Source organism: Paraburkholderia sp. AV2, from assembly GCF_054968425.1.
In genome coordinates this window covers 22320-44317 of the sequence record NZ_JBANLK010000034.1, presented here as the reverse complement: position 1 = coordinate 44317, position 21998 = coordinate 22320, and the positions used below count along the sequence as shown (strand labels likewise).

21 protein-coding genes are annotated in these 21998 nt (G+C 66.6%); 12 read left to right on the top strand and 9 right to left on the bottom strand.

All coding sequences use genetic code 11. The features are described from left to right. Window positions 1–24: 24 nt before the first annotated feature. The 3 genes from V8683_RS21735 to V8683_RS21725 all read left to right on the top strand — a co-directional run bounded on the left by V8683_RS21735 (window position 25) and on the right by V8683_RS21725 (window position 1462). Entirely contained in the window at window positions 25–582 is a 558-nt protein-coding gene (locus V8683_RS21735) for an FUSC family protein (RefSeq protein ID WP_411192054.1), read from the top strand. A 266-nt stretch (window positions 583–848) separates the two neighbouring features. Then, window positions 849–986 (top strand): hypothetical protein, encoded by a 138-nt coding sequence (locus V8683_RS21730; protein ID WP_411192053.1) that lies wholly within the window; start codon window positions 849–851, stop codon window positions 984–986. Between the two features lie 50 nt (window positions 987–1036). Further along, window positions 1037–1462 carry a rubredoxin gene (locus V8683_RS21725; RefSeq protein WP_411192052.1) on the top strand — a complete coding sequence of 142 codons (426 nt, stop codon included), beginning with the start codon at window positions 1037–1039 and terminating at the stop codon, window positions 1460–1462. Between the two features lie 45 nt (window positions 1463–1507). Here the strand turns inward: V8683_RS21725 and V8683_RS21720 are convergent, their stop codons facing one another. Next, on the bottom strand, window positions 1508–2347 hold the full coding sequence (locus V8683_RS21720) for a helix-turn-helix transcriptional regulator (protein WP_411192051.1): 840 nt from the start codon (window positions 2345–2347) through the stop codon (window positions 1508–1510). Between the two features lie 156 nt (window positions 2348–2503). On the opposite strand from V8683_RS21720, the gene V8683_RS21715 reads away from it, so the two are divergent. The 3 genes from V8683_RS21715 to V8683_RS21705 all read left to right on the top strand — a co-directional run bounded on the left by V8683_RS21715 (window position 2504) and on the right by V8683_RS21705 (window position 6116). Then, on the top strand, window positions 2504–3328 hold the full coding sequence (locus V8683_RS21715) for a carbon-nitrogen hydrolase family protein (protein WP_411192050.1): 825 nt from the start codon (window positions 2504–2506) through the stop codon (window positions 3326–3328). A gap of 153 nt (window positions 3329–3481) precedes the next feature. Beyond that, window positions 3482–4837, top strand: coding sequence for an APC family permease (locus V8683_RS21710; RefSeq protein WP_411192049.1), 1356 nt, complete (start codon window positions 3482–3484; stop codon window positions 4835–4837). A 205-nt stretch (window positions 4838–5042) separates the two neighbouring features. Then, window positions 5043–6116: a DUF2242 domain-containing protein gene (locus V8683_RS21705; protein WP_411192048.1), complete on the top strand. Its 1074-nt coding sequence runs from the start codon at window positions 5043–5045 to the stop codon at window positions 6114–6116. Between the two features lie 73 nt (window positions 6117–6189). On the opposite strand, the gene V8683_RS21700 is transcribed toward V8683_RS21705, so the two are convergent. Continuing rightward, window positions 6190–6816: a LysE family translocator gene (locus V8683_RS21700; RefSeq protein ID WP_411192047.1), complete on the bottom strand. Its 627-nt coding sequence runs from the start codon at window positions 6814–6816 to the stop codon at window positions 6190–6192. A 357-nt stretch (window positions 6817–7173) separates the two neighbouring features. On the opposite strand from V8683_RS21700, the gene V8683_RS21695 reads away from it, so the two are divergent. Next, on the top strand, window positions 7174–7656 hold the full coding sequence (locus V8683_RS21695) for an Lrp/AsnC family transcriptional regulator (RefSeq protein WP_411192046.1): 483 nt from the start codon (window positions 7174–7176) through the stop codon (window positions 7654–7656). Window positions 7657–7692: 36 nt separating this feature from the next. Here the strand turns inward: V8683_RS21695 and V8683_RS21690 are convergent, their stop codons facing one another. Next, a complete protein-coding gene (locus V8683_RS21690) occupies window positions 7693–8415 on the bottom strand; it encodes a TetR/AcrR family transcriptional regulator (protein ID WP_411192045.1) in 723 nt (240 codons plus the stop codon). Window positions 8416–8836: 421 nt separating this feature from the next. Here V8683_RS21690 and V8683_RS21685 point away from each other — a divergent pair, with 421 nt between their 5' ends. The 5 genes from V8683_RS21685 (at window position 8837) to hydA (ending at window position 15975) form a co-directional block, all read left to right on the top strand. After that, window positions 8837–10102, top strand: a complete 1266-nt coding sequence (locus V8683_RS21685) for a Zn-dependent hydrolase (RefSeq protein WP_411192044.1) — start codon at window positions 8837–8839, stop codon at window positions 10100–10102. 113 nt (window positions 10103–10215) lie between these two features. Continuing rightward, window positions 10216–11601 (top strand): NAD(P)-dependent oxidoreductase, encoded by a 1386-nt coding sequence (locus tag V8683_RS21680; RefSeq protein ID WP_411192043.1) that lies wholly within the window; start codon window positions 10216–10218, stop codon window positions 11599–11601. 58 nt (window positions 11602–11659) lie between these two features. Then, the gene (preA, locus tag V8683_RS21675) at window positions 11660–12937 is read left to right on the top strand and encodes an NAD-dependent dihydropyrimidine dehydrogenase subunit PreA (RefSeq protein WP_411192042.1); all 1278 of its coding nucleotides are present in this window, start codon (window positions 11660–11662) and stop codon (window positions 12935–12937) included. Window positions 12938–12974: 37 nt separating this feature from the next. Next, window positions 12975–14480 (top strand): NCS1 family nucleobase:cation symporter-1, encoded by a 1506-nt coding sequence (locus tag V8683_RS21670; protein WP_411192041.1) that lies wholly within the window; start codon window positions 12975–12977, stop codon window positions 14478–14480. 40 nt (window positions 14481–14520) lie between these two features. Further along, complete coding sequence (gene hydA / locus V8683_RS21665) at window positions 14521–15975, top strand: dihydropyrimidinase (RefSeq protein WP_411192040.1); 1455 nt, start codon at window positions 14521–14523, stop codon at window positions 15973–15975. 15 nt (window positions 15976–15990) lie between these two features. Here hydA and V8683_RS21660 read toward each other — a convergent pair whose 3' ends face one another. The 6 genes from V8683_RS21660 to V8683_RS21635 all read right to left on the bottom strand — a co-directional run bounded on the left by V8683_RS21660 (window position 15991) and on the right by V8683_RS21635 (window position 21964). Continuing rightward, window positions 15991–16650, bottom strand: coding sequence for an OmpA/MotB family protein (locus V8683_RS21660; protein WP_411192039.1), 660 nt, complete (start codon window positions 16648–16650; stop codon window positions 15991–15993). Window positions 16651–16665: 15 nt separating this feature from the next. Continuing rightward, a complete protein-coding gene (locus tag V8683_RS21655; RefSeq protein ID WP_411192038.1) occupies window positions 16666–17439 on the bottom strand; it encodes a flagellar motor protein in 774 nt (257 codons plus the stop codon). 25 nt (window positions 17440–17464) lie between these two features. Further along, on the bottom strand, window positions 17465–18682 hold the full coding sequence (locus V8683_RS21650; protein WP_411192037.1) for a Crp/Fnr family transcriptional regulator: 1218 nt from the start codon (window positions 18680–18682) through the stop codon (window positions 17465–17467). A gap of 245 nt (window positions 18683–18927) precedes the next feature. After that, window positions 18928–19158, bottom strand: coding sequence for a DUF2783 domain-containing protein (locus V8683_RS21645; protein WP_411192036.1), 231 nt, complete (start codon window positions 19156–19158; stop codon window positions 18928–18930). Between the two features lie 56 nt (window positions 19159–19214). Then, on the bottom strand, window positions 19215–20927 hold the full coding sequence (locus V8683_RS21640) for an FAD-dependent oxidoreductase (protein WP_411192035.1): 1713 nt from the start codon (window positions 20925–20927) through the stop codon (window positions 19215–19217). Window positions 20928–21004: 77 nt separating this feature from the next. Continuing rightward, window positions 21005–21964 (bottom strand): MBL fold metallo-hydrolase, encoded by a 960-nt coding sequence (locus tag V8683_RS21635; protein ID WP_411192034.1) that lies wholly within the window; start codon window positions 21962–21964, stop codon window positions 21005–21007. Window positions 21965–21998 lie beyond the last annotated feature (34 nt).

Here is a 21998-nt window from a genome sequence, read left to right as displayed (position 1 = left end):
CCCTACTTCCACCCGCCAAGCTAGATGCCCGATTCGCAAGACAACCTTTTCGCCTACCTGACATCGCTGCAGCAATCCGCGCTGGGCGCGCTCAAGAGCCTGCCGCTCAAGAGCCGCGCCGCGCAGGGCTTGCTGATGGCGCTACGCGCCGTGTGCGGCGCGGGCCTTGCCTACAGCATCGGCCGCGCCCTGCACACCGAGCAGGCCTTCTGGGCCGCCATCACCGCCATCGCCGTCACGCAGCACGACTACGCGGACACGCTCAGCCAGTCGCGCGACCAGTTCATCGGCGCGCTGGCCGGCGGAGTCTGCGGTTTCGCGGCGGCCACGCTCGGCACGGAGAACATCGCGGTCTATCTCGCGGCGGTGGCCGTGGTGATCGTCGTGTGCTGGTGCCTGAAAGTCAGCACGGCCGCGCGGCTCGCCGGGATCACGACCACCGTCGTGCTGCTCGTGCCCACGCACGGCCCGGTCTGGACCGTCGCGCTGTTCCGCTGCGCCGAGGTCACCCTCGGCATGCTGTGCGCGCTGCCGGTGTGCTGGCTGTTCTCCTACGTCGAACGCAAATGGCTGCACGCCTAGGCGGCCGCCGATACTCGCGATACTCACCATCGGGAAATAATTCATCTCCCCCCGCGCACGAATCGGCCCCCGTTTAGCGGCGATAATCGGGGGGCGCCGTGCAACGGCTCGCCAACCGCTACGCAGGGGCCACCCCATGCGACCGCGCGGCGCAGCCCGCGCCAAAGCGCCCCCGCAGATGCGATTTCGTGCGACACTCTCGCGCCGCGCGTCGCTCCGGGCGCGCCGAAACGCCAACACACGCTCACTGCACGGCCACACGCACCATGAACACGACTTCCCGTAATCCTGCCCCCGCCAACCTGCCCGCCTCGTCGAACAAGTCGATCACGCTGCTCCAGATGCTCGCGCTGATCGCCGCGAGCGGGCTCGCGGTGTCGCTCGCGGCCCGGTACTTCCTCTGAAGCCGGCCGGGGCGCGGGCAGTCCGCTCTCCCGCTCTCGGTTAGATACGCATGTACAAGAAAGGCGTCGCCCTCGAAATCCAGTTCTCCCCCGAACGCCTGAATGACGGCGCAGGCGATCCCTACTGGATCGACCTTACCGCCGACGAAGCCGCGAAGCTCCTCGAAACGTTGCAAACGCAACTAGCCGCGCGCGAAGGCGGCACCTCGGCGCCGCTCGTCGTGGCGCTCGATACGCCGCCGCGTGCCGAAGCCCCCATCGCCGCGCAAGCGCCAGCGAGCGCCGCGACGGCAGCTGCTTCGGATAACGGTTTCAAGCAATGGGTCTGCGTGATCTGCGGCTGGGTATACGACGAAGCGGCAGGCGCCCCCGACGACGGCCTCGCGCCCGGCACGCGCTGGGCCGACGTACCCGACGGGTGGCGCTGCCCGCTCTGCGACGTGGGCAAGGAAGATTTCGCGCTCGTCGAATTCTGAGCGCCAGATGAGCATCCAGCGCCGTCGCGCCGGGTGCGCCGGCGCTCAACCGCCCTCGCTCACCCCCGTCTCGTAGAACAGCGCGAACAGCTCCGACTGCGAACTCACGCCGAGCTTCGCGTAGATGTGTTTCTTGTGCGCACGCACGGTTTCGAACGAGATCTCCAGACGCTCGGCAATCGCGCGCGTGGAGAAGCCGCTGAGGCTCAGGCGCACCACTTCGATTTCACGCGCCGTGAGCGGCACGCGGCCGCTTTGCTGGGCTACGGCCTCGAAGCGGCGCGCGTCGTCGCGTTCGCGGCCCGGCGCCACGAGTGCGGCCGCCTCGTCCGGCACGGCCTCGGAACCGCCCTGCCCAAAATGCTCGTACGGCGCGCGCTGGCGCATGAGCGCCACGATCCACGGCGCGAACAACGCGAACTGCGCAATCTCGCGCTCGGCGTAATGGTGCTTCGCCCCGATTGAGAAGATCAGCGTGCGCTGCGCGTCGAGCGGCAGGTTGAACTGCACTTCGTCGCCGATGATGTTGCTCTTGAAGTAGCGCTGATAGTAGTCCGTCATGCGGAAGTTGTCGGGCGCGACTTCGGCAAGCGTGACGAGGCCCGTGCGCGCCCTTTCGCACGCCGCGATCCAGAACGGGTCGAGCTGGTACATCCCCTCCAGGTAGGCGCGAAACAGCAGATCCACGGTGCCGTCCGGCATCGGCGACTCGGCGCAGACGAAGGGCGCGCGGTCCCGCATGAAGACGAGCGAGACCCAGTTGTCGAAGGCCACGTAGCGCTCGATCACGCGCGTCATGCGCGTCCAGAAATCGGGGCTGTCGAGGGCGTCGATCAGGGTCGCGATGTGATGATGGAACGCGCGGTCCTGCCAGTCGTGTTCCATGAGTCCTCCGATCAGGGTACCCCGGTTGGGGAATTTCTGGACAAAAATAACGTGGTGATAATAGCCGCTCAGACGCCCAGGCGCCCGGGTTATCGGACCGTTACCGGTCACGGTCGCTCGCAGGCCCGCAGAAACAGGCATTACCGGAGACAGCCGATGCAACTCGAACTCGCCCAGATTCCGCTCCAGGATGGCGTGGTCGCACCCAACCTCGCCCGCGTCATCGAGACCATCGGCAAGCGCCGCGAAGGCACCGACCTCATCGTCTTTCCCGAAGCCACGCTCACGGGCTTTCCCACGCGCGACACCGTGCGCGATGTGGCCGAGGCCATCGGAGGCCCGTCGCTCACCGCCGTGCGCGATGCCGCGCGCGCCGCGAAGGTGGCGGTGGCAGTGGGCCTTGCCGAGCGCGAAGGCGACCGCTTCTACAACACGACAGTCCTGATCGACGAGCGCGGCGAACTCGCGCTGCGCTACCGCAAGACCCATCTGTGGGCCACCGACGTCGGCGTATTCACGCCGGGCGACCGCTTCGAGGTCTGCGAATTCAAGGGCATAACCGTCGGCCTGCTGATCTGCTACGACATCGAGTTTCCCGAAGGCGCGCGCGCGCTCGGCCATCTCGGCGCCGAGATGCTGATCGTCACCAACGGCAACATGGATCCGTACGGTCCCGTGCATCGCCGCGCGATCGTCACGCGCGCGATGGAGAACCAGGTATTCGCGGCACTCGTGAACCGCATCGGCGACGGCGACGACAACCTCACGTTCCCCGGCGAATCGGCGCTCGTGAGCCCGTTCGGCGACGTGCTCGCGGAACTGAAGAACGAAGACGCCGTGCTCGCCGTGACGGCGGACCGCGCGCTGCTCACGCAAAGCCGCGAACACTACAGCTATCTGCACGATGCGCGCATCGCGCTGAATCTCGCGGATGAGAACGACGCGCAAGGACGTCGCTCGCTGAAGATCCGCGCACGCTGACCCGAATCGACCGGCGGCGTGCGACGCGCGCCGACCGGTCCCCCCGCACGGCTTACCGTGGCCCGCTCCGCCCTCGCGCGGGCGGCCGTGGCGTGCCGCGCCCGCATGCAGGACCGCAGTACCTCAGCGCAGTCCATCAGGAGACAAAGCATCATGAAGCCCTCAGCCCCGCCGACCGCCCCAGGCGCCCACGAACCTCATCTCAAGCGCGCGCTCGGCCTGCCCTCCGTGCTGCTGTTCGGCCTCGCCTACATGGCGCCGCTGATCGTCTACGGCACCTACGGCGTGCTCGCCGGCGCAGCCCAGGACACGGCCGCGCTCGCCTACCTGATCGCGCTCGTCGCGATCGTGTTCACGGCGCTCAGCTACGGCAAGCTCGCCCGCCTCTTCCCGGTGGCCGGCTCCGCCTACACGTACACGCGCAAGACGTTCAGCGCGCATCTGGGCTTCCTGATCGGCTGGGCCACGCTGCTCGACTACTTCTTCCTGCCGATGGTGATCTGGCTGATCGGCGCGGCCTATCTCGGCGCGGCGTTTCCGAGCATTCCCACCTGGATCTGGATCGTCGCGTTCATCGTGCTGACGAGCGGGCTCAACATCCTCGGCATCGAACTCGCGAACCGCTTCAACATCGTGCTGATGATCGTGCAGCTCGTCATCGTCGCGATGTTCGTCGTGCTGTGCTGCCACTACGTCGCGGCGGCGGCCGGCCCCGGCGGCCTCGTCTCCGCGCAGCCGTTCTTCCAGGCGCACGTGCCGCTCTCGGCCACGATGGCGGGCGCCGCGATCGCCGCTTATTCGTACCTCGGCTTCGACGCGGTTTCTACGCTCACCGAAGAAACCATCGAACCCGAGAAGACCATTCCGCGTGCGATCGTGCTGATCGCGCTGGTGGGCGGCGCGATCTTCGTGATTGCCGCCTATACGCTGCAACTCGCGCATCCGGGTGCCGTTTTCAAGGACCCGGACTCGGCCGCGTTCGAAATCGCGCGCAAGGTCGGCGGTGACATCTTCGTCTCGATCTTCCTCGCCGGCCTGATCCTCGCGCAGTTCGCCTCGGGCATCTCGGCACAGGCCAGCGTGGGCCGTCTGCTCTACGCCATGGGCCGCGACGAAGTGCTGCCGAAGTCGATCTTCGGCTTCATCCACCCGCGCTTTCGCACCCCCGCCATCAACATCGCGATTGCGGGCGTGGTTGGCCTGATCGCGCTGAAGCTCGACGTCGCCACGTCCACCTCGTTCATCAACTTCGGCGCATTCCTCGCGTTCACGGCGGTGAATCTCTGCGTGATCCGCCAGTACTTCGCGGGCGGCGAGAAAACGCGCGCCTTTGGCCTGCTCGGCGGCCTCGTGTTCCCGCTCATCGGCGCCATTACCGACATCTGGCTGCTCGTCAGCCTCGAAAAGACCGCGCTGGTCCTCGGCGCCATCTGGTTCGTGGTCGGCCTTGCCTACCTTGGCTGGATTACGCGGGGCTTCCGCCGCGCGCCGCCGGAAATGGCGGTCTGAGCGGTCACGCCCGACCGAAACGCCGGACTCTGATCGGACTGCAAGCGGGTTGCGCCTTCGGGCACAGCCCGCTTTTGCTTTATGGCCGCGTGCGTGGACCACGCGCGCCCTTCACCGAGCTTTCGGGGTACGAACGGATAAATAACACTTCGGTCACGCCACCCTGAACCGAACTACAATGCATGCCGTCCGATGCATTGCCGCAATGTCCGCTCCGAATATGTCCCGTTTTCCGACCGTCGCCCCGTCCCTGTTCAGTCCGCTGGTTGCCGCCTGTGCGGCCGCCGTCCTCACGCTCGGCGCGTGCTCGTCGTCGCAGCCGAAGTTCCAGGAGGATCAACTGCTGAGCACGGCGCCCAATCAGTTCTCGCGCAGCTTCGGCTACCCGAGCACCGATGCCTGCGAAAGCGCGCGCCGCGCCCTGCTGAGCCAGGGCTACATGACGACGATGCCGCACAGCGACACCGTCGACGCCAGCAAGGATTTCCAGCCCGCCGCCGACTCCCACATCGTCGTGGAGGTGCACGTGGTCTGCACGCCCGGCGATTCGACGAACGCGAGCATGGTCTATGTGAACGCGGTGCAAAGCGGCTATGCGTTGAAGAAGAGCGATACCTCGGCGAGCGTGGGCCTCTCGATCCTGGGGTCGGTCTCGCTGCCGATCCGCTCGAACAGCGACTCGATGGTCAAAATTTCGAGCGAGACGATCCAGTCCGGCGCGTTCTACGACCGTTTCTTCGATCTGGTCGGGCACTATCTGTCCACCGCGGTGCGCAGCGAGCCGGTGCCGGGCGACGACGGCATCAAGATCACGCCGCTCGCCCCCGTCACGACACCGGCAACGGCCACGGCTCCCGCGCCTGCTGACGTCATGCCCGCGCATCCCGCCGCATCGCCGGCGACGATGCCCACGCCGCCTGCCGCACAGGCGGCGCAGACCGGCGTCGTGCACAGCGGTGCGGCGACTGGCGTGGCGCTCCCGGTGCCGGTCGCGCCGGCGCCGGCCTCGGGTGCCGCGGCAGTCCCGGCCGCCGCTCCCGCTGCCCCCGCTGCAGCGGCAAGCTCGGCCGCGATGACGGGAGACGCCGCCCCGGCCCAGGCGGATGCCGAACCGCCCCTGTTCGCCAGCGGCACCACCACGCTCGCTTCGGCAGCCGCTCCGGCCGCAGCCAACGCCGCGCAAGCGGCCCCGGCCAACACTACGCCGGCGGCAATGGCGATGCCCGCGAGCGCCGCCAACGCGGCAGAATCGGCCGCCACGGCGCCCGCGGCACCTTGAACGTACGAAGGCATCCTCAGGAAGCGAGCGCCCACTAACGGCCGCTCCTTGCCTCGTACGGGCCATTCTCGCGTCAGCGCAATCCGGCCATCATCGCCCCCATCCCGACGAGCAGGCTGCCCATCAGGCGGTTCACGGCGCGCATGCGCTTTGGCCGCTGCAGGACGTGGCGCAGCCGGTGCGAAAACAGCGCCATCGACGCCACCCCGCCCGCAAACAGGACCGCGAAAGTCGTCGCCAGCAGCAGGTACTGGCGATCGGCGCTCCAGCCAGCGTCCGCGCTCATGAATTGCGGGAAGAACGAGGGAAAGAACAGCAGGGTTTTCGGATTTAGACCCGAAGTCGCGAAACCGCGCCAGAACAGCGCGCTGCGGCCCGCGCCGGTGGTCCCGGCGAGGGTGCCGGAGCCGGCCGGATCGCGGCTGCGCCATTGCTTGCACCCCAACCAAACGAGATAGGCCGCGCCGAGCCAGCGCAGCACGGTGAGCGAATGCTCACTGACGAGCAACAGCGAGTTGAGGCATAGCGCGGTGAAGACGAGCTGCAGCAGCACGGCGAGCGTTCCGCCCCAGACGCAGGGCAAGGCCTCGCGCCAGCCGGCATGCAGGGCCTGGCTCATCGTGAGCACATTGACGGGACCGGGGGTATAGACGAGGACGAGCGCGGCGGCGAAAAAAGACAGGTACAACTGGATCGACATCGTTGGTTCTTCTACGGGAAGTGCAGGGGTGCGATTGAAGCGGCGTGTGTGTGCATGCCTTCAGGCCCGTCGGGCGCGCCTCCTGACGCAGGGTTCGCGCGAAACGCCCGGTGGCCGGCGGTTGGACGGCGGGCTGAACCGCTCTGTCGGCCTGACGGTCCGCCTTGGCTCGTGGCTGCGGCGGCGCACCCCGCACCGGCGAGGTGACTGGGCGGGTCGTGCCGGGCATGAAGGCACGTTGGAAAATATACCGGCCGAGGCGCTGGAAAGGCTTCCTGTTTTAGGGTTGATTGCGCAAATTGACGGAACGTTCTTCCGCTAGAATCGCATTTTCCTGAACACGATTCTTTTCCGACGATGACCGCACGCGAACGCCCCGCCCGCACGCTCGACAGCCAGGACCGTAAGATCCTGCGCGCACTGCAGAAGAACGCGCGTCTTTCCAACGCCGAACTGGCCGAGCAGGCCGGCATGTCGACCACGGCATGCTGGAACCGCACGCGGCAACTCGAAGCCGACGGCTATATCGACGGTTATGTCGCGCTCGTGAACCAGAAGAAGCTGGGCTACGCGGACATCGTGATCCTCGAAGTGACGCTGGACCGCCATGAGGACGACGCGCTCGCCCGCTTCGGCGAGGCGCTCGCGGCGCTGCCCGAGGTGCTGGAGGCTTATCTGGTCTCCGGCGAGTACGACTACTGGATCAAGGTCGCCGTGGACGGCACGGCCGGCTACGAGCGCTTCCTGCGCGAGAAGCTCTATCGCATTGCGGGCATCCGGCATAGCCGGTCGATGTTCGCGCTGCGCTGCATGAAGGACGTGCCGTCGATGCAGGTTTGAGCCGCGGCGCGGGCAGTCCTTACCCCTCTTGCCCCTTTACGCCTGCGGCGAGCGCGCCCCACTCGCGCGCAGGATCATGCGCACCACTTCCTCGGTGCTCGACTCGAATCCCGCCGCCGAGAGCGCGCGCTTGCCCGCGAGCGCCCGTATCTGCGCTTCGAAGTCGGCGTAATGCTGGGTCGTGGCCCAGATCATGAAGAGCAGCGCCTTCGGGTCCACGGGGGCAAGCAAGCCTTCCTCCACCCACCGCTCGATGAGCTTCACGCGCGTCTCCATCCACGGCTTCACGCGTTCGAGCAGAATGTCCTGCATGTGCGCCGCGCCGCTGATGATCTCGTTCGCCCAGACCTTCGAGCCTAGCGGCCTGCGCCGCGAGAGCGCCATCTTCGCGCGCACGTAGCCGCCTATTGCCTCGACCGGGTCGTCGCTCGCGTCGAAGGTGTCGGCGGCCGCGTTCCATTCCTCGAACACGTCGTCGAGCACACGCCAGTAGAGCGCGAGCTTGGTCGGGAAGTAGTAGTGCAGATTCGCCTTCGGCAGGCCCGCGCGTTCGGCGATCAGCGCCGTGCTCGCGCCTTCGAAGCCGCGTTCGGCGAACACGGCTTCCGCGCACGCCAGCAGATGCGATTCGTTCGAAGCCCGTATCGCCGCCTTGCGCCGGGGCGCCGGCTTGTGCGCCGCGTCAGCGGTTTCGCGACCCGCTCGCGGAGGGCGCGTCGCGAGGTTCGCGGCTGGCGTGGTCGTGTCGTCGTCGCGCATGGCATTCGTTCCGGTCAAGGAAAACAAGGCATCGCGGCCTATCGGCCGCAGCGTGCCGGTTTCATTGTAGTCACAGTGCCCGCTTCGCCGTGCGCAATCGCATCGCGCACCGCTTGCTCGCCGCGGGCTCATCGTGGGCTTGCTGCGAGCTTGCTTATCACGCAGTGCAGCATCGATGGCACGCTTTTCGCTGGCAATACCGTATTGAAATCGCGTGGTTTATCGCCTACAACCTGTCCAATCGGACAGGATTCGCGAGTGCGGGATGCGCGGGTTCGAAGGACGCTTGCGCGCATGCACCGCCGCTGCGCAACTTGCCCCAGATGATGACAGAGATGCACGCTTTCTGAACACGACCGCGTCTTGCGAACGGAAGTCCGCAAGACCTCGACCACCCGATCTGCTCGAAAGGAGGACCGGCATGAACGCAGTAAGCGAAGCCGCGCTGACCACCGCGATCCACGTGAATGGCCAGCGTCTGTGGAACAGCCTGATGGAAATGGCGAAGATCGGCGCGACGGCCAAAGGCGGCGTGTGCCGCCTCGCGCTCACGGATCTCGACAAAGCGGGCCGCGACCTCATCGTGCAGTGGGCCAAAGAGGCGGGCTGCACAATCAGCGTGGACCAGATGGGCAACGTCTTCATGCGGCGCGCGGGCCGCAACAACGACTTGCCGCCCGTGATGACGGGCTCGCACGCCGACTCGCAGCCCACGGGCGGCCGCTTCGACGGCATCTACGGCGTGCTGGGCGGGCTGGAGGTGATCCGCTCGCTGAACGATCACGGCATCGAAACCGAGCATCCGGTCGAAACCGTGATCTGGACCAACGAGGAAGGCTCGCGCTTCGCGCCCGCGATGGTGGCCTCGGGCGTGTTCGCGGGCGTGTTCACGCTCGACTACGGGCTCTCGCGCAAGGACGTGGACGGCAAGACCATTGGCGAAGAGCTGAAGCGCATTGGCTACGCGGGCGATCTGCCGTGCGGCGGGCGCAAGATTCACGCGGCGTTCGAACTGCATATCGAGCAGGGACCGATCCTCGAGGCGGAGAAGAAGACCATCGGCGTGGTCACCGACGCGCAGGGCCAGCGCTGGTATGAAGTTGTCCTGACGGGTCAGGAGGCGCATGCCGGCCCCACGCCGATGCCGCGCCGGCGCGACGCGCTGCTGGGTGCCTCGCGCGTCGTGCAGCTCGTCAACGAGATCGGCTTGCGCCATGCCCCGCTCGCCTGCGCGACGGTCGGCATGATGCAGGTGCACCCGAACTCGCGCAACGTGATTCCCGGGCGCGTGTTCTTCACCGTCGATTTTCGCCATCCGCTGGACGAGGTACTCGCACAGATGGACGCCGAACTGCGCGATGGGATTGCGAAGATCGCGGAGCAAGGCAAGCTGGAAGCGCAGGTCGAGCAGATCTTCTATTACGCGCCGGTGCCGTTCGACGAGGCTTGCGTGAAGTCCGTGCGCGCCGCCGCCGACCGCTTCGGCTATTCGAACCGCGACATCGTTTCGGGCGCGGGCCACGATGCCTGCTATCTGGCCACCGTGGCGCCCACGTCGATGGTGTTCGTGCCGTGCGTCGACGGCATCAGCCATAACGAGATCGAAGACGCGACGCTCGAATGGATCGAGGCCGGCGCGAACGTGCTGCTGCACGCGATGCTCGAACGCGCGAGCGAGCCCGGCTAAACGCGAAAGAAAAGCGGCCGTAGCGCCGCGCTGCACTCCCCGTTTCCCCACGTACCGGCTCGCGCCTTGCGCGAGCCGGTGGACCCGTGTTTTGCCTCGAAAGGAGCACCCGGATGTCCCAGCCCACCAAAAACGCCGCGGCCGATGTCGCCGCAGGCCGTCTCAGTGCCGAACAACTCGGCTGCAATTTCGCCGACGTCGCACCGCCGCTTTCGGTCGATGCGGCCATCGTCGCCGCCGATCGCTGCCATTACTGCTACGACGCGCCCTGCGTCGCCGCCTGCCCCACCGGCATCGACATTCCCGGCTTCATCCGCAAGATCGGCAACGGCAATCTCAAGGGCGCTGCGCGCGACATACTCAGCGCGAATCCGCTGGGCGGCATGTGCGCGCGCGTGTGCCCCACGGAAATTCTCTGCGAAGGCGCCTGCGTGAGAAATCATCAGGATGGCGAACCGGTCAGCATCGGCGCGCTGCAGCGTCACGCCACCGACTTCCAGATGGCGCGGGAAGCCGCAGGCGCGCCGCCGCTCTTCAAGCGCACGAGCGAGACGGGGCGGCGCATCGCCGTGGTCGGCGCGGGTCCGGCCGGGCTCGCCTGCGCGCATACGCTCGCGCTCGCCGGCCATGACGTGACCGTGTTCGACGCCCGGGAAAAACCGGGCGGCCTCAACGAATACGGCATTGCCGCGTACAAGACGGTGGACGACTACGCGCAGCGTGAAATGAAATGGCTGCTCTCTATCGGCGGCATCTCGTTGCGGCAAGGGCAACAGCTCGGCCGCGACTTCGCCTTTGCGCAACTGCGCGAGCACTACGATGCCGTGTTCCTCGGCATCGGGCTTGGCGGCACGCAAGCGCTCGGGATCGAAGGCGAAACGTTGCCGGGCGTGCGCGATGCCGTCGATTTCATCGCGCGCCTGCGCGCCACGCGCGATCTCTCCTGGCTGCCGGTCGGGCGCCGGGTGGTCGTGATCGGCGGCGGCAACACGGCGATCGATGCCGCCGTGCAGAGCCGCAAGCTCGGCGCGGAGCAGGTGACGCTGGCCTACCGGCGCGGCACCGCGCAGATGAGCGCAACGTGGGCCGAGCAGGAATTCGCGCGCTCGCAAGGCGTGATGTTGATGGAGTGGGCCAGGCCCGTGCGGATACTGGGCAGCACGCATGTGGAGGCCGTGGAGTTCGAACGCAGCGCGCTTGCGGCGGACGGCATAGTGAAGGGCACGGGCGAGACCGTGCGCGTGGAAGCCGACATGGTGCTGAAGGCCATCGGCCAGAAGCTGTCGCCCGAAGGGCTCGACGCACTGCAACTGACGGCGAACGGAACGCGCATTGCCGTCGACGCGGACGGCGCCGCGTCGCTCCCCGGTGTCTGGGCCGGCGGCGACTGCGCGGGTCACGGCGCCACCGACCTCACGGTGCAGGCCGTGCAGGACGGCAAGCTCGCCGCCCGCGCGATCGACCGCTATCTCGCGGAACAGGCCGGGAAGGCCGCCTGAAACCAACCGCCGCACCTGGCGAACGACCAACACGAACGATCAGGAAAGGAGTCCCAACATGGCCGATCTGCGCTGCACGATAGCCGGCATCCATTCGCCGAACCCGTTCTGGCTTGCCTCCGCGCCGCCCACCGACAAGGCTTACAACGTCAACCGCGCCTTCGAGGCCGGCTGGGGCGGCGTGGTCTGGAAGACGCTCGGGCTCGACCCGCACGTCGTCAACGTGAGCTCGCGCTACGGCGCCACCACCTGGCGCGGCCAGCGCATGGCGGGCCTGAACAACATCGAACTGATCACCGACCGCCCGCTCGACGTGAACCTGCGCGAAATCCACGAGGTGAAACGCGCCTGGCCCGACCGCGCGCTGATCGTCTCGCTGATGGTGCCGTGCAACGAGCAAGACTGGAAATGGATCCTGCCGCAGGTGGAAGACACGGGCGCCGACGCAGTCGAGCTCAACTTCGGCTGCCCGCACGGCATGAGCGAGCGCGGCATGGGCGCGGCCGTGGGTCAGGTGCCCGAATACATCGAAATGGTCACGCGCTGGGTGAAGGAAGGCACGCGCCTGCCCTGCCTCGTGAAGCTCACGCCGAACGTCACCGACATTCGCCACGGCGCCCGCGCGGCGCTCAAGGGCGGCGCGGACGGCGTCTCGCTCATCAACACGATCAACTCGATCGTGGGCGTGGATCTGGACGCGATGGCGCCGCTGCCCACCGTGGACGGCAAGGGCACGCACGGCGGCTACTGCGGCCCGGCCGCGAAGCCCATCGCGCTGCACATGGTCGCCGATATCGCGCGCGACCCGCAAACGCAGGGGCTGCCCATCTCGGGCATTGGCGGCATTTCCGACTGGCGAGACGCCGCCGAATTCATCGTGCTGGGCGCGGGCAGCGTGCAGGTCTGCACCGCGGCGATGCATTACGGATTCCGTATCGTCGAGGACATGGTCGACGGCCTCTCGAACTGGATGGACGACAAGGGCTACGCGAACCTCGACGCGATTCGCGGGCGCGCCGTGCCCAACGTCACCGACTGGCAATACCTGAACCTCGAATACGACATCAAGGCGCGCATCGACCAGGACCGCTGCATCCAGTGCGGCCTGTGCCACATCGCCTGCGAAGACACCTCGCACCAGGCCATCAGCGCCACGCGCGACGGCAAGCGCCATTTCGAGGTGATCGATGCGAACTGCGTCGGGTGCAATTTATGCATGCATGTGTGCCCGGTCGACCAGTGCATCACGATGGAGCGCGTCGACGCGGGCCGCTATTCGAACTGGACCACGCATCCGAACAACCCGGGGCGCGTGGCCGATCCCAAGGCGGCCTGATTCCCCACTACACGACAAGCCACGGAGAACCCGCACCATGAGCCAGCCAGCCGTACCCGGCGACGCGAGCGCGCGCCGCAGCGAAAGCGAGCTATACAACGACGACCTCGCGCCCACCGGCGCCGCGCAGCGAACGTGGCGCTGGTACCACTTCGCGGCGCTGTGGGTGGGCATGGTGATGAACATCGCCTCGTACATGCTCGCGGCAGGCCTCACGGAGCAGGGCATGTCGCCGTGGCAGGCCGTGCTCACGGTGCTGCTGGGCAACACCATCGTGCTCGTGCCGATGCTGCTGATCGGCCACGCGGGCGCGAAGTACGGCATTCCGTATGCCGTGCTCGTGCGCTCGTCGTTCGGCACCCAGGGCGCGAAGCTGCCCGCCATGCTGCGCGCGATCGTGGCCTGCGGCTGGTACGGCATCCAGACCTGGCTGGGCGGCAGCGCGATCTATACGCTCGCCAACATCCTCACGCACAACGCGCTCGTGGGCGACGCGCTGCCGTTCCTCGGCATCTCGATTGGCCAGGCCTCATGCTTCCTGCTGTTCTGGGCGCTGCAGATCTACTTCATCGTGCACGGCACCGACTCGATCCGCTGGCTCGAAAGCTGGTCGGCGCCGATCAAGGTCGTGATGTGCGTCGCGCTGGTCTGGTGGGCCTGCTCGAAGGCGGGCGGCGTGGGCTCGATGCTCTCGCAACCTTCGCAGTTCGCGCCCGGCGGCAAGAAAGCGGGGCTCTTCTGGGTCACGTTCTGGCCGAGCCTCACGGCAATGGTGGGCTTCTGGGCCACGCTCGCGCTCAACATTCCCGACTTCACGCGCTTCGCGAAAACCCAGAAGGACCAGTTCGTGGGCCAGGCAATCGGCCTGCCCGTGCCGATGGCCCTGCTTTCGGTGGTCTCGGTGGTGGTGACCTCGGCCACCGTGGTCATCTACAACAAGGCCATCTGGGACCCTATCGATCTCACGAGCCGCATGGAAGGCATCGGCGTGGGCATCGCGCTCGTGATCCTCACGCTCGACACGATGTGCTGCAATCTCGCGGCCAACCTCGTCGGCCCGGCCTACGATTTTTCGAGCCTTTGGCCCAAGGGCATCTCGTACAAGGCGGGTGGCCTGATCACGGCGACCATCGCCATCGTGATGATGCCGTGGAAGATTCTCGCCACCACGCAAGGCTATATCTTCACCTGGCTCGTGGGCTATTCCGCGCTGCTCGGCCCTGTGGCCGGCATCCTCATGGTCGACTACTTCCTGATTCGCGGCACGCGGCTCGATACCGAACAGCTCTTCGAGGAGAGCGGCGAATACGCCTATTCGAACGGCTGGAATCCGGCCGCCGTCATCGCGCTCCTCGCGGGCGTGCTGCCGAACCTGCCGGGCTTTCTGAACGTGGCGTTTCCGGCCGCGTTTCCGGCCGTACCCGACGCGTTCAAGGGGCTCTACACCTATGCGTGGTTCGTCGGCCTCGCTATCGCGGCGCTCGTCTATGGCGTGCTGATGAAGCTCGGCAAGAGCCGCCGCCCGAGCATCGCGAGCGCGTGAGCGAATCCGTCACGGCATCAACCGAAGGAGACATTGCATCATGGCGATCCTGATTCGAGGCGGCACCGTCGTCAACGCCGACAAATCCTGGCGCGCGGACGTCCTGTGCGAGGGCGGCACCATCCAGGCCGTCGGCACCGCGCTGGAAGCGCCCGCGGGCGCAACCGTGGTCGACGCGGGCGGCCAGTACGTGATGCCGGGCGGCATCGACCCGCACACGCACATGGAACTGCCGTTCATGGGCACGACCGCGAGCGACGACTTCTTCACGGGCACGGCAGCGGGCCTCGCGGGCGGCACGACGTCGATCATCGACTTCGTGATTCCGAATCCGAAGCAGCCGCTCATGGAAGCATTTCGCGAGTGGCGCGGCTGGGCGGAGAAGGCCGCGGCCGACTACGGCTTTCATGTGGCCGTGACGTGGTGGGACGAGAGCGTGCATCGCGACATGGGCCTGCTCGTGCACGATCATGGCGTGTCGAGCTTCAAGCACTTCATGGCGTACAAGAACGCCATCATGGCCGACGACGAAATCCTCGTGAACAGCTTCGCGCGTTCGCTCGAACTGGGCGCGCTGCCCACCGTCCATGCCGAGAACGGCGAGCTCGTCTTCCAGTTGCAACGGCAACTGCTCGCGCGCGGCTTCACCGGGCCGGAAGCCCATCCGCTTTCGCGCCCGCCCGAGGTGGAAGGCGAAGCGGCCAATCGCGCGATCCGCATCGCGCAGGTGCTGGGCGTGCCCGTGTATATCGTGCACGTTTCGGCAAAAGATGCGCTCGAAGCCATCGCCCGCGCGCGCGGCGAAGGCCAGCGCGTATTCGGCGAAGTGCTGGCCGGGCATCTCGTGATCGACGAATCCGTCTACCGCGATCCCGACTGGACGCGCGCCGCCGCGCACGTCATGAGCCCGCCGTTCCGCACGAAGGAGCATCGCGACGCCCTCTGGCGCGGTCTGCAAGGCGGCCTGCTGCATACCACGGCCACCGACCATTGCGTGTTCTGCGCCTCGCAGAAGGCCATGGGCCGCGACGACTTCACGAGGATTCCGAACGGTTGCGGCGGCGTGGAGGATCGCATGGCCGTGCTCTGGGATCAGGGCGTCAACACGGGGCGCCTCACGCCCAACGAGTTCGTGCGCGTCACCTCCACGAACGCGGCGCAGATCTTCAATCTGTACCCGCGCAAGGGCGTGATCGATGCCGGCGCCGATGCCGATGTCGTCGTCTGGGACCCGCAGGCCACGCGTACGATCTCAGTGAAGACTCACCACCAGAACGTCGACTTCAACGTGTTCGAAGGCATGACCGTGCGCGGCGTGCCCACGCATACGATCGCGCAGGGCGAACTGGTGTGGGCCAACGGCGATCTGCGCGCGCGGCGCGGCGCGGGCCGCTATCTCAAGCGGCCCGCGAATCCGGGCTATGTGGAGGCCTCGCGGCTCGCGAAGAGCCTGAAGGAGACGCAGCCCGTGCATCGCGAGGGGGACAAGAACTAGAGACCAGCCAGCTCGTCAGTACTCCACGAAGATCGTCACGCGGCGATTCTGCGCCCGGCTCGCGGGATCGTCGGCGGCGACGAGCGGAAAGTTGTCGGCGCGGCCGATGGCGGTGAGCCGCCGGGGCGCGACGCCGCGCTCGACAAGGTAGCGCACCACCGCGCCGGCCCGCGCCGACGAAAGTTCCCAGTTCGACGCGTATTTCGCATTCGCGATCGGCGTGCTGTCCGTATGGCCTTCGACCAGGACATTGCCCGAAGGCACTTCGCGCAGCACGTCCGCCACATTGTCCAGCATGCCGAACGCGTCCGGCAGGAGGCGCGCGTCGCCCGCGTCGAACAGGATCTTCGCGTTGATGCCGATCTCCACGCCGTGCGCGGCGCGCACGATCGTGATCTCGCCGCGCTCGCGCAGCGGCTCGAGCGACGCAAGCAGCGTCTGCCCGGCTGCCGGCGGCGCGGCGGCCACCGGTTGCGACGTCGCCGCCAACGACTGGTAGCGGATCTCCATTTCCTTGTTCTTCGCGAGCTCCATGGCGTAGAGCGCGAGAAACAGGACCATCATCGTCGTGATGAGGTCGGCGTAAGAGATGAGCCAGCGCGACGACTGCGCGTCGTGGCTCTCTTCTTCCTGAGCGTCCTGCGCCATGAACGGAAGATGGCTTTCGGTCGGCATCGGCATGCGTCCAGATCAGTGCGCGAGTTCGAGCGAGCGCGAGGCGTGGTCGCGCACGTCGCCCGCGAGACGCGTCGCGATCGTGGCGGGCGTTTCCTTGCGCGAGATGGCAAGCAACCCATCCAGGTAGAGCTTGCGCAGGCGCAGCTCGCTTTCGATATGCGCGCGCAGTTTGCCGAACACCGGCAGGAACACGAGGTTCGCGAAGGCGAGCCCGTAAAGCGTCGCCACGAAAGCAACGGCAATGCCCTGCCCGAGCTTCGAAGGGTCGATGAGGTGGCCCGTCACCTGGATGAGGCCGAGCACCGAGCCGAGAATGCCGAAGGTGGGCGCATAGCCGCCCGCCTGCTGCCACAGCCGCGCCGCCGCCATGCGGGTGCGCCCGTAGGCCTCCAGTTCGCGATTGAGCGCGTCTTCGAGCACGGCCGTCGTCACGCCGTTCGCCAGCAATTCCAGCCCACGCCGCGCGAACGGATGCACAGGGTCGAGGTTCATCGATTCGAAGGCCAGCATGCCGTTGAGCTTGGCTTCGTCGCCCCATTCGAGCACGGCGGCAAGACTCGCCTGATCGACCTGCGGCGCCTTGACGAACGCCATGCGCAGATGCCTTAGCGCGTCGACGAATTTCGCCCACGTGTTCTGGATCATCACCGCGCCCAGCGTGCCGCCCAGCACGATGACGAGCGCTTCGGGCTGAACGAGGGCCACCACGTGCCCGCCTTCCAGCGCATAGCCCACGACCACGGCCGCCCCGCCCAGCAGGACTCCGAACAAGGTCAGAAAATCCATGTTTTCTCCGCTGTCGTTACCGGTCTCAGATGGCGGGCACCTGCTTGAGGGCGCGTACCGACTCGATCAGGCGTTGCTCGATTTCCGCCACTTCCGCCGGATCGATCTTGATCTCGCGCCGCATGAGCCACGACACCTCGTTCTTGCGCACCTCGCCCATCACGGAGATGAGACGCGACGAGAGCGACGCGTCGTTCACGCAGGCCAGCAGCTTCGCGAGGTCGTAGGTGTCCATGCCGCTTACGGCCTCGAACAGCGTGCGCTCGTCCACGAACACGAGGTCGTCGAGCGAGTTGAGCGCCCCGGCGCCGCGAACCGTGCGCTTCGTGAAGTACGCCACGCCCTTCTCTTCGACGTAGTTGAGTACCTTCGACTTGCGGAACGCGAACACTTCGTCGGCGATCTCGCCGTGCGAGAGTTTGTTGAGGATGATCTTGCGCTCCACGCCGATCAGCGCCTCGAGGTCGGCCAGCTCGATCAGTTCGAGCTCGCTGTTGATGGAAACGTCCAGATCGCGGTCGGCCACCTGCGCCGCGCGATCGACGATCCGCGCCGGATCGAAGCTGACGACCTGGCGGCCGAGCGGGCCCTCGGCGACGGCAGACTCCGCCAGGCCCGAGCCGGTATAGCCGGCGGTCTGCGCCGCCTCGATCGCGATGAGGTTGAGCTTCTCCATGCGCTTGAGCATGGCCATCACGTGCGGGCGCGAATGCCCCGCCACGGCGCGGCACTTCTGAACCACGTCGGCAAGCGAGACGGAGACTTCGCCCGCGGCGCCCTGCCGGCCCCAGGCGCCGCGCTCCTCGCGCGTTTCGGCGCCGGCCATCAGCGCGAGCACATGGGCATACGACAGTACACCGGGGAGAAAGTCGGCGTGCGTGTATGTTGCTAGCAGATCGTCCTTGGCCTTCACGCGCCGGATCAGGGTGCGCGAAATATGCCGCAGGAGCGGCGAGACGCGCTCCAGTTCTTCTTCCACGATGCTGACCGGTACGACCGTCAACTGGCAGAACGTCAACGCTTTCGCCGTGTTGCTTCTCGGCTCCGCGCCGAGCAAGGCGGTCTCGCCGAAGAATTCGCCCCGCCCGAGTGTCGCCACCACGACCTTCTTTTCGTCACAGCGTGTCGAGATTTCTATTTTTCCGTCGGCGATCACATAGATGACGCGTTCCCCCGAATAGCCTTCGGAGTAGATGATCTCGCCCGGCGACGCCGTGCGCGACCATGTCTGATTGCGATTCAAAGCCTTTCCCCCGGTGTGGCATATGGGCAGCACGCTGCCGACCCGTTGCGGTGCGGCTGTTCGTGGCTGCTTCGTGGCTGCTATATGGCGCGTTAACGGCTTTGACCCCCACGCTCTTTAATCATTACGCATGGGTGGCGATACGGTAAGCGCGGCGAAAGTTGCGCGAAAGCGCGAGGGGGAAAGGTAGTACGAAAAGGACGTTGCATGGCCAGCCCTCGCTGGCCATGCGGATCATGTGCTAATCAAGCGGCCAGCTTGCCGTCCGCGCCGTTCGACGAAGGCGCGACCACGCCGCCGCGCGCGTAGCGGATCGCCTCCATGAGCGCTTCGTGCTCGCCCACGTGGTTGGCCAGCAAAAGAATCAGTTGGGCGTTGGCGGACTGGCTCTGTGCTTCGTCCAGATCGCGATGCATGTCGATCAGCGCTTCGTAGAAGTCGTCGGGACGCGTGAGGTTCGGTTGGGTGTTGAGCATGGTTGTCTCCTGCCTGTTTTCATTGCGCTGGCCGCTGCTCGCGCGGCAGCCAGCCGTCATGCCGTGCCTTGCACGCACAGTGCCCGCTTGAGGGCATGCGCAAGGCGATCCGTGTCGACACGCCGCCAGCGCGCGCAGACGTGCTGGTCCGGACGAATCAGATAGAACGCCCCCGCCTCGGCATCGTAACGCTGCGCCGCGAGCCCCTCGCTGTCGCGCAGGATCGTCGCAGAACCTGGCAGTCCCGACGGCACCGCACCTTCGCCTTGCACCACCGCCACGATTTTTGCCGGAACGGGCCCATTCGCGAGCGAATCGAGCGACGCAATCGTTTGCGTATCCAGAGCCGCGCCCGCCGCGCAAAAGACGAGCTCCGTGAAGCAGTCGCCGAGCTGCGCGAGCAGCCAGGCTTCGCGACCCTGCGCGTCCGTCACCGGCGCATCGGCGCAGGAGGCGCCCGGCACCATGCGTCCGGCGAATGCGTCTTCGTCGGCCGTGTTGAGCGACGACTCGCTCAGCACCGCGGGCACCGAAAGCCGCCCGCTGTTCACGAGCTGGCGTGCGAACGCATGGTCGCGCGCGAGCGTCAGCACGGCGTCGCGGAACACGCGGCTCACCGCGCTCTTCGGCGTGATGAAGTCGGTCGAGCGCGTGGAGTTGCGGATGTTCTCGTCGGCCGCGTACTCGCGTTCGCTCGCATAGGTGTCGAGCAGCGCATCGGGCGCGCGGGCTTCGAGCACGGCGGCGAGCTTCCATGCCAGATTTTCGGCATCCTGAAAGCCGCTGTTCGCGCCACGCGCGCCGAACGGCGACACGAGGTGGGCCGAGTCGCCCGCGAACAGCACGTTGCCGTGCCGGAAGCGGTCCATGCGCAGACACGAGAACGTGTAGATGCTGACCCACTCCAGCTCGAACTTCACGTCCGGGCCGAGCAGCGCGCGCACGCGCGGAATCACGCGCTCGGGCGTTTTCTCCAGCACGGGATCGGCATCCCAGCCAAGCTGGAAGTCGATGCGCCAGACGTTGTCGGGCTGGCGATGCAGCAGCACCGACTGGTTAGGATGGAACGGCGGATCGAACCAGAACCAGCGTTCGGTCGGGAAGTCGGCTTCCATCTTCACGTCGGCGATCAGGAAGCGGTCCTTGAACGTGCGGCCGTGGCTATCGAGGCCCATCGCCTTGCGCAGCGGACTGCGCGAGCCGTCCGACGCCACCACGTAGCGCGCCAGCAATTCATAGGGACCATCGGGCGTCTCGACGGTCAGCGCGACGTGCGCGCCCTCCGTGCCCCGCGTGCCGCGCTGCGCGAGCCCCGTCACCTTGCTCTTCCAGCGGATTTCGAGGTTCGGCAGCTCGCGGGCGCGCTCCAGCAGGAAGCCTTCCACGTAGTACTGCTGAAGATTGACGAAAGCCGGACGATGGTGCCCGCTCTCGGGCAGCAGGTTGAAGGTGTAGACCAGTTCGTCCTTGCGGTACACCTTGCCCACATTCCAGCTCACGCCCTTTTCGACCATGCGCTCGCCGCAGCCGAGGCGGTCGAAGATGTCGAGCGAGCGCTTCGAGAAGCAGATGGCGCGCGAGCCGGTGGAGAGCGTGCAATCGTCGTCGACGAGCACGACGGACACGCCCTGTTGCGCGAGGTCGATGGCGGTCGCGAGCCCCACGGGCCCGGCGCCCACCACCGCTACCGGGTGCAGGCGCGTATCCCCGGCCGCACCCTGTTCATGGCAGCGCGCGTATTCGAACGTCAGCGCCTGATAATCGATCATCTTTGTGTCTCCTGTCGACCAGAGTTAGTGCTTCAGCACTTACTCTGGTCCCATGCAAAGCGCCATTTCACCGTGCCTCAATCCTGCAGCGCGTCCCACATCTCCTTGTCGCGCTGCGCGGTCCAGATGCGCGGATGCGTGATGCCGCTCGCCTCGTCATAGGCGCGCGAAACGTCGAACGGCAGGCAGTGCTCGTAGATGAAGACCTGGCCGAACTTCGGGTCCATCGCTTCGCGCGTGAGCGCCATGGACTGCTTGAGGTCGAGCTTGCGCTCCACGGCCTTGCGGCCCTGGGCGAGCAGCGTCGTCACGAAGTCCTTCGTATAGTCGAGGCCCTTGTCCACTTCCGCGGGCGTGAGAAGCGCGGGGCCGCGGCCCGGCACGAGCTTTTCGGGCTTGAGCGCGCGCAGCGCTTCGAGCGTGGCGGGCCAGTCGGCCAGTTGCGCGTCGCCGCAATAGCACGCCGCGTCGTATTCCACGAGGTCGCCCGAGAACAGCACTTTCTGCGAGGGCAGCCACACCACCGTATCGCCCTTCGTGTGGCCCGAGCCCAGATGCGCGATCTTCACTTCGAGCTTGCCGAGGAACAGCGTGATTTCCTTCTCGAACACGAGCGTGGGCCACGTGAGGCCCGGCACGGTTTCCACGCCCGCGAAGAGGCGCGGGAAGCGCTCGATCTCCGACTTCATGTCGGCCTCGCCGCGCTCGACGATCATCTCGTACGTGCCGCGGCTCGCGATGATCTGCTGCGCGCCTTCCTTGAAGTACGCCGAAGCGCCCAGCACGCGCACCGCATGGTAGTGCGAGAGCACGACGTATTTGATGGGCTTGTCCGTGACGCTGCGGATCTTCGCGATGAGATCCTGCGCCATGGCCGGCGTCGCGGTGGTGTCGACGATCAGCACGCCGTCGTCACCGATGATGACGCCCGAATTCGGATCGCCTTCCGTGGTGTACGCGTACGCGTTTTCGGAAAGCTGCGTGAACGTGACCTTTTTCTCTTCGAGGTCGGCCTGGGATGCGAACGCCTTTGCCATCGTGAGTCTCCGTATCGTGGGACGTGAGGGACGC

What these genes read in the sequence shown, in the direction of transcription:
- V8683_RS21735 (WP_411192054.1), top strand. Translation starts at nt 25, where the DNA reads ATGCCCGATTCGCAAGACAACCTTTTCGCCTACCTGACATCGCTGCAG.
- V8683_RS21730 (WP_411192053.1), top strand. Translation starts at nt 849, where the DNA reads ATGAACACGACTTCCCGTAATCCTGCCCCCGCCAACCTGCCCGCCTCG.
- V8683_RS21725 (WP_411192052.1), top strand. Translation starts at nt 1,037, where the DNA reads ATGTACAAGAAAGGCGTCGCCCTCGAAATCCAGTTCTCCCCCGAACGC.
- V8683_RS21720 (WP_411192051.1), bottom strand. Translation starts at nt 2,347, where the DNA reads ATGGAACACGACTGGCAGGACCGCGCGTTCCATCATCACATCGCGACC.
- V8683_RS21715 (WP_411192050.1), top strand. Translation starts at nt 2,504, where the DNA reads ATGCAACTCGAACTCGCCCAGATTCCGCTCCAGGATGGCGTGGTCGCA.
- V8683_RS21710 (WP_411192049.1), top strand. Translation starts at nt 3,482, where the DNA reads ATGAAGCCCTCAGCCCCGCCGACCGCCCCAGGCGCCCACGAACCTCAT.
- V8683_RS21705 (WP_411192048.1), top strand. Translation starts at nt 5,043, where the DNA reads ATGTCCGCTCCGAATATGTCCCGTTTTCCGACCGTCGCCCCGTCCCTG.
- V8683_RS21700 (WP_411192047.1), bottom strand. Translation starts at nt 6,816, where the DNA reads ATGTCGATCCAGTTGTACCTGTCTTTTTTCGCCGCCGCGCTCGTCCTC.
- V8683_RS21695 (WP_411192046.1), top strand. Translation starts at nt 7,174, where the DNA reads ATGACCGCACGCGAACGCCCCGCCCGCACGCTCGACAGCCAGGACCGT.
- V8683_RS21690 (WP_411192045.1), bottom strand. Translation starts at nt 8,415, where the DNA reads ATGCGCGACGACGACACGACCACGCCAGCCGCGAACCTCGCGACGCGC.
- V8683_RS21685 (WP_411192044.1), top strand. Translation starts at nt 8,837, where the DNA reads ATGAACGCAGTAAGCGAAGCCGCGCTGACCACCGCGATCCACGTGAAT.
- V8683_RS21680 (WP_411192043.1), top strand. Translation starts at nt 10,216, where the DNA reads ATGTCCCAGCCCACCAAAAACGCCGCGGCCGATGTCGCCGCAGGCCGT.
- preA (WP_411192042.1), top strand. Translation starts at nt 11,660, where the DNA reads ATGGCCGATCTGCGCTGCACGATAGCCGGCATCCATTCGCCGAACCCG.
- V8683_RS21670 (WP_411192041.1), top strand. Translation starts at nt 12,975, where the DNA reads ATGAGCCAGCCAGCCGTACCCGGCGACGCGAGCGCGCGCCGCAGCGAA.
- hydA (WP_411192040.1), top strand. Translation starts at nt 14,521, where the DNA reads ATGGCGATCCTGATTCGAGGCGGCACCGTCGTCAACGCCGACAAATCC.
- V8683_RS21660 (WP_411192039.1), bottom strand. Translation starts at nt 16,650, where the DNA reads ATGCCGACCGAAAGCCATCTTCCGTTCATGGCGCAGGACGCTCAGGAA.
- V8683_RS21655 (WP_411192038.1), bottom strand. Translation starts at nt 17,439, where the DNA reads ATGGATTTTCTGACCTTGTTCGGAGTCCTGCTGGGCGGGGCGGCCGTG.
- V8683_RS21645 (WP_411192036.1), bottom strand. Translation starts at nt 19,158, where the DNA reads ATGCTCAACACCCAACCGAACCTCACGCGTCCCGACGACTTCTACGAA.
- V8683_RS21640 (WP_411192035.1), bottom strand. Translation starts at nt 20,927, where the DNA reads ATGATCGATTATCAGGCGCTGACGTTCGAATACGCGCGCTGCCATGAA.
- V8683_RS21635 (WP_411192034.1), bottom strand. Translation starts at nt 21,964, where the DNA reads ATGGCAAAGGCGTTCGCATCCCAGGCCGACCTCGAAGAGAAAAAGGTC.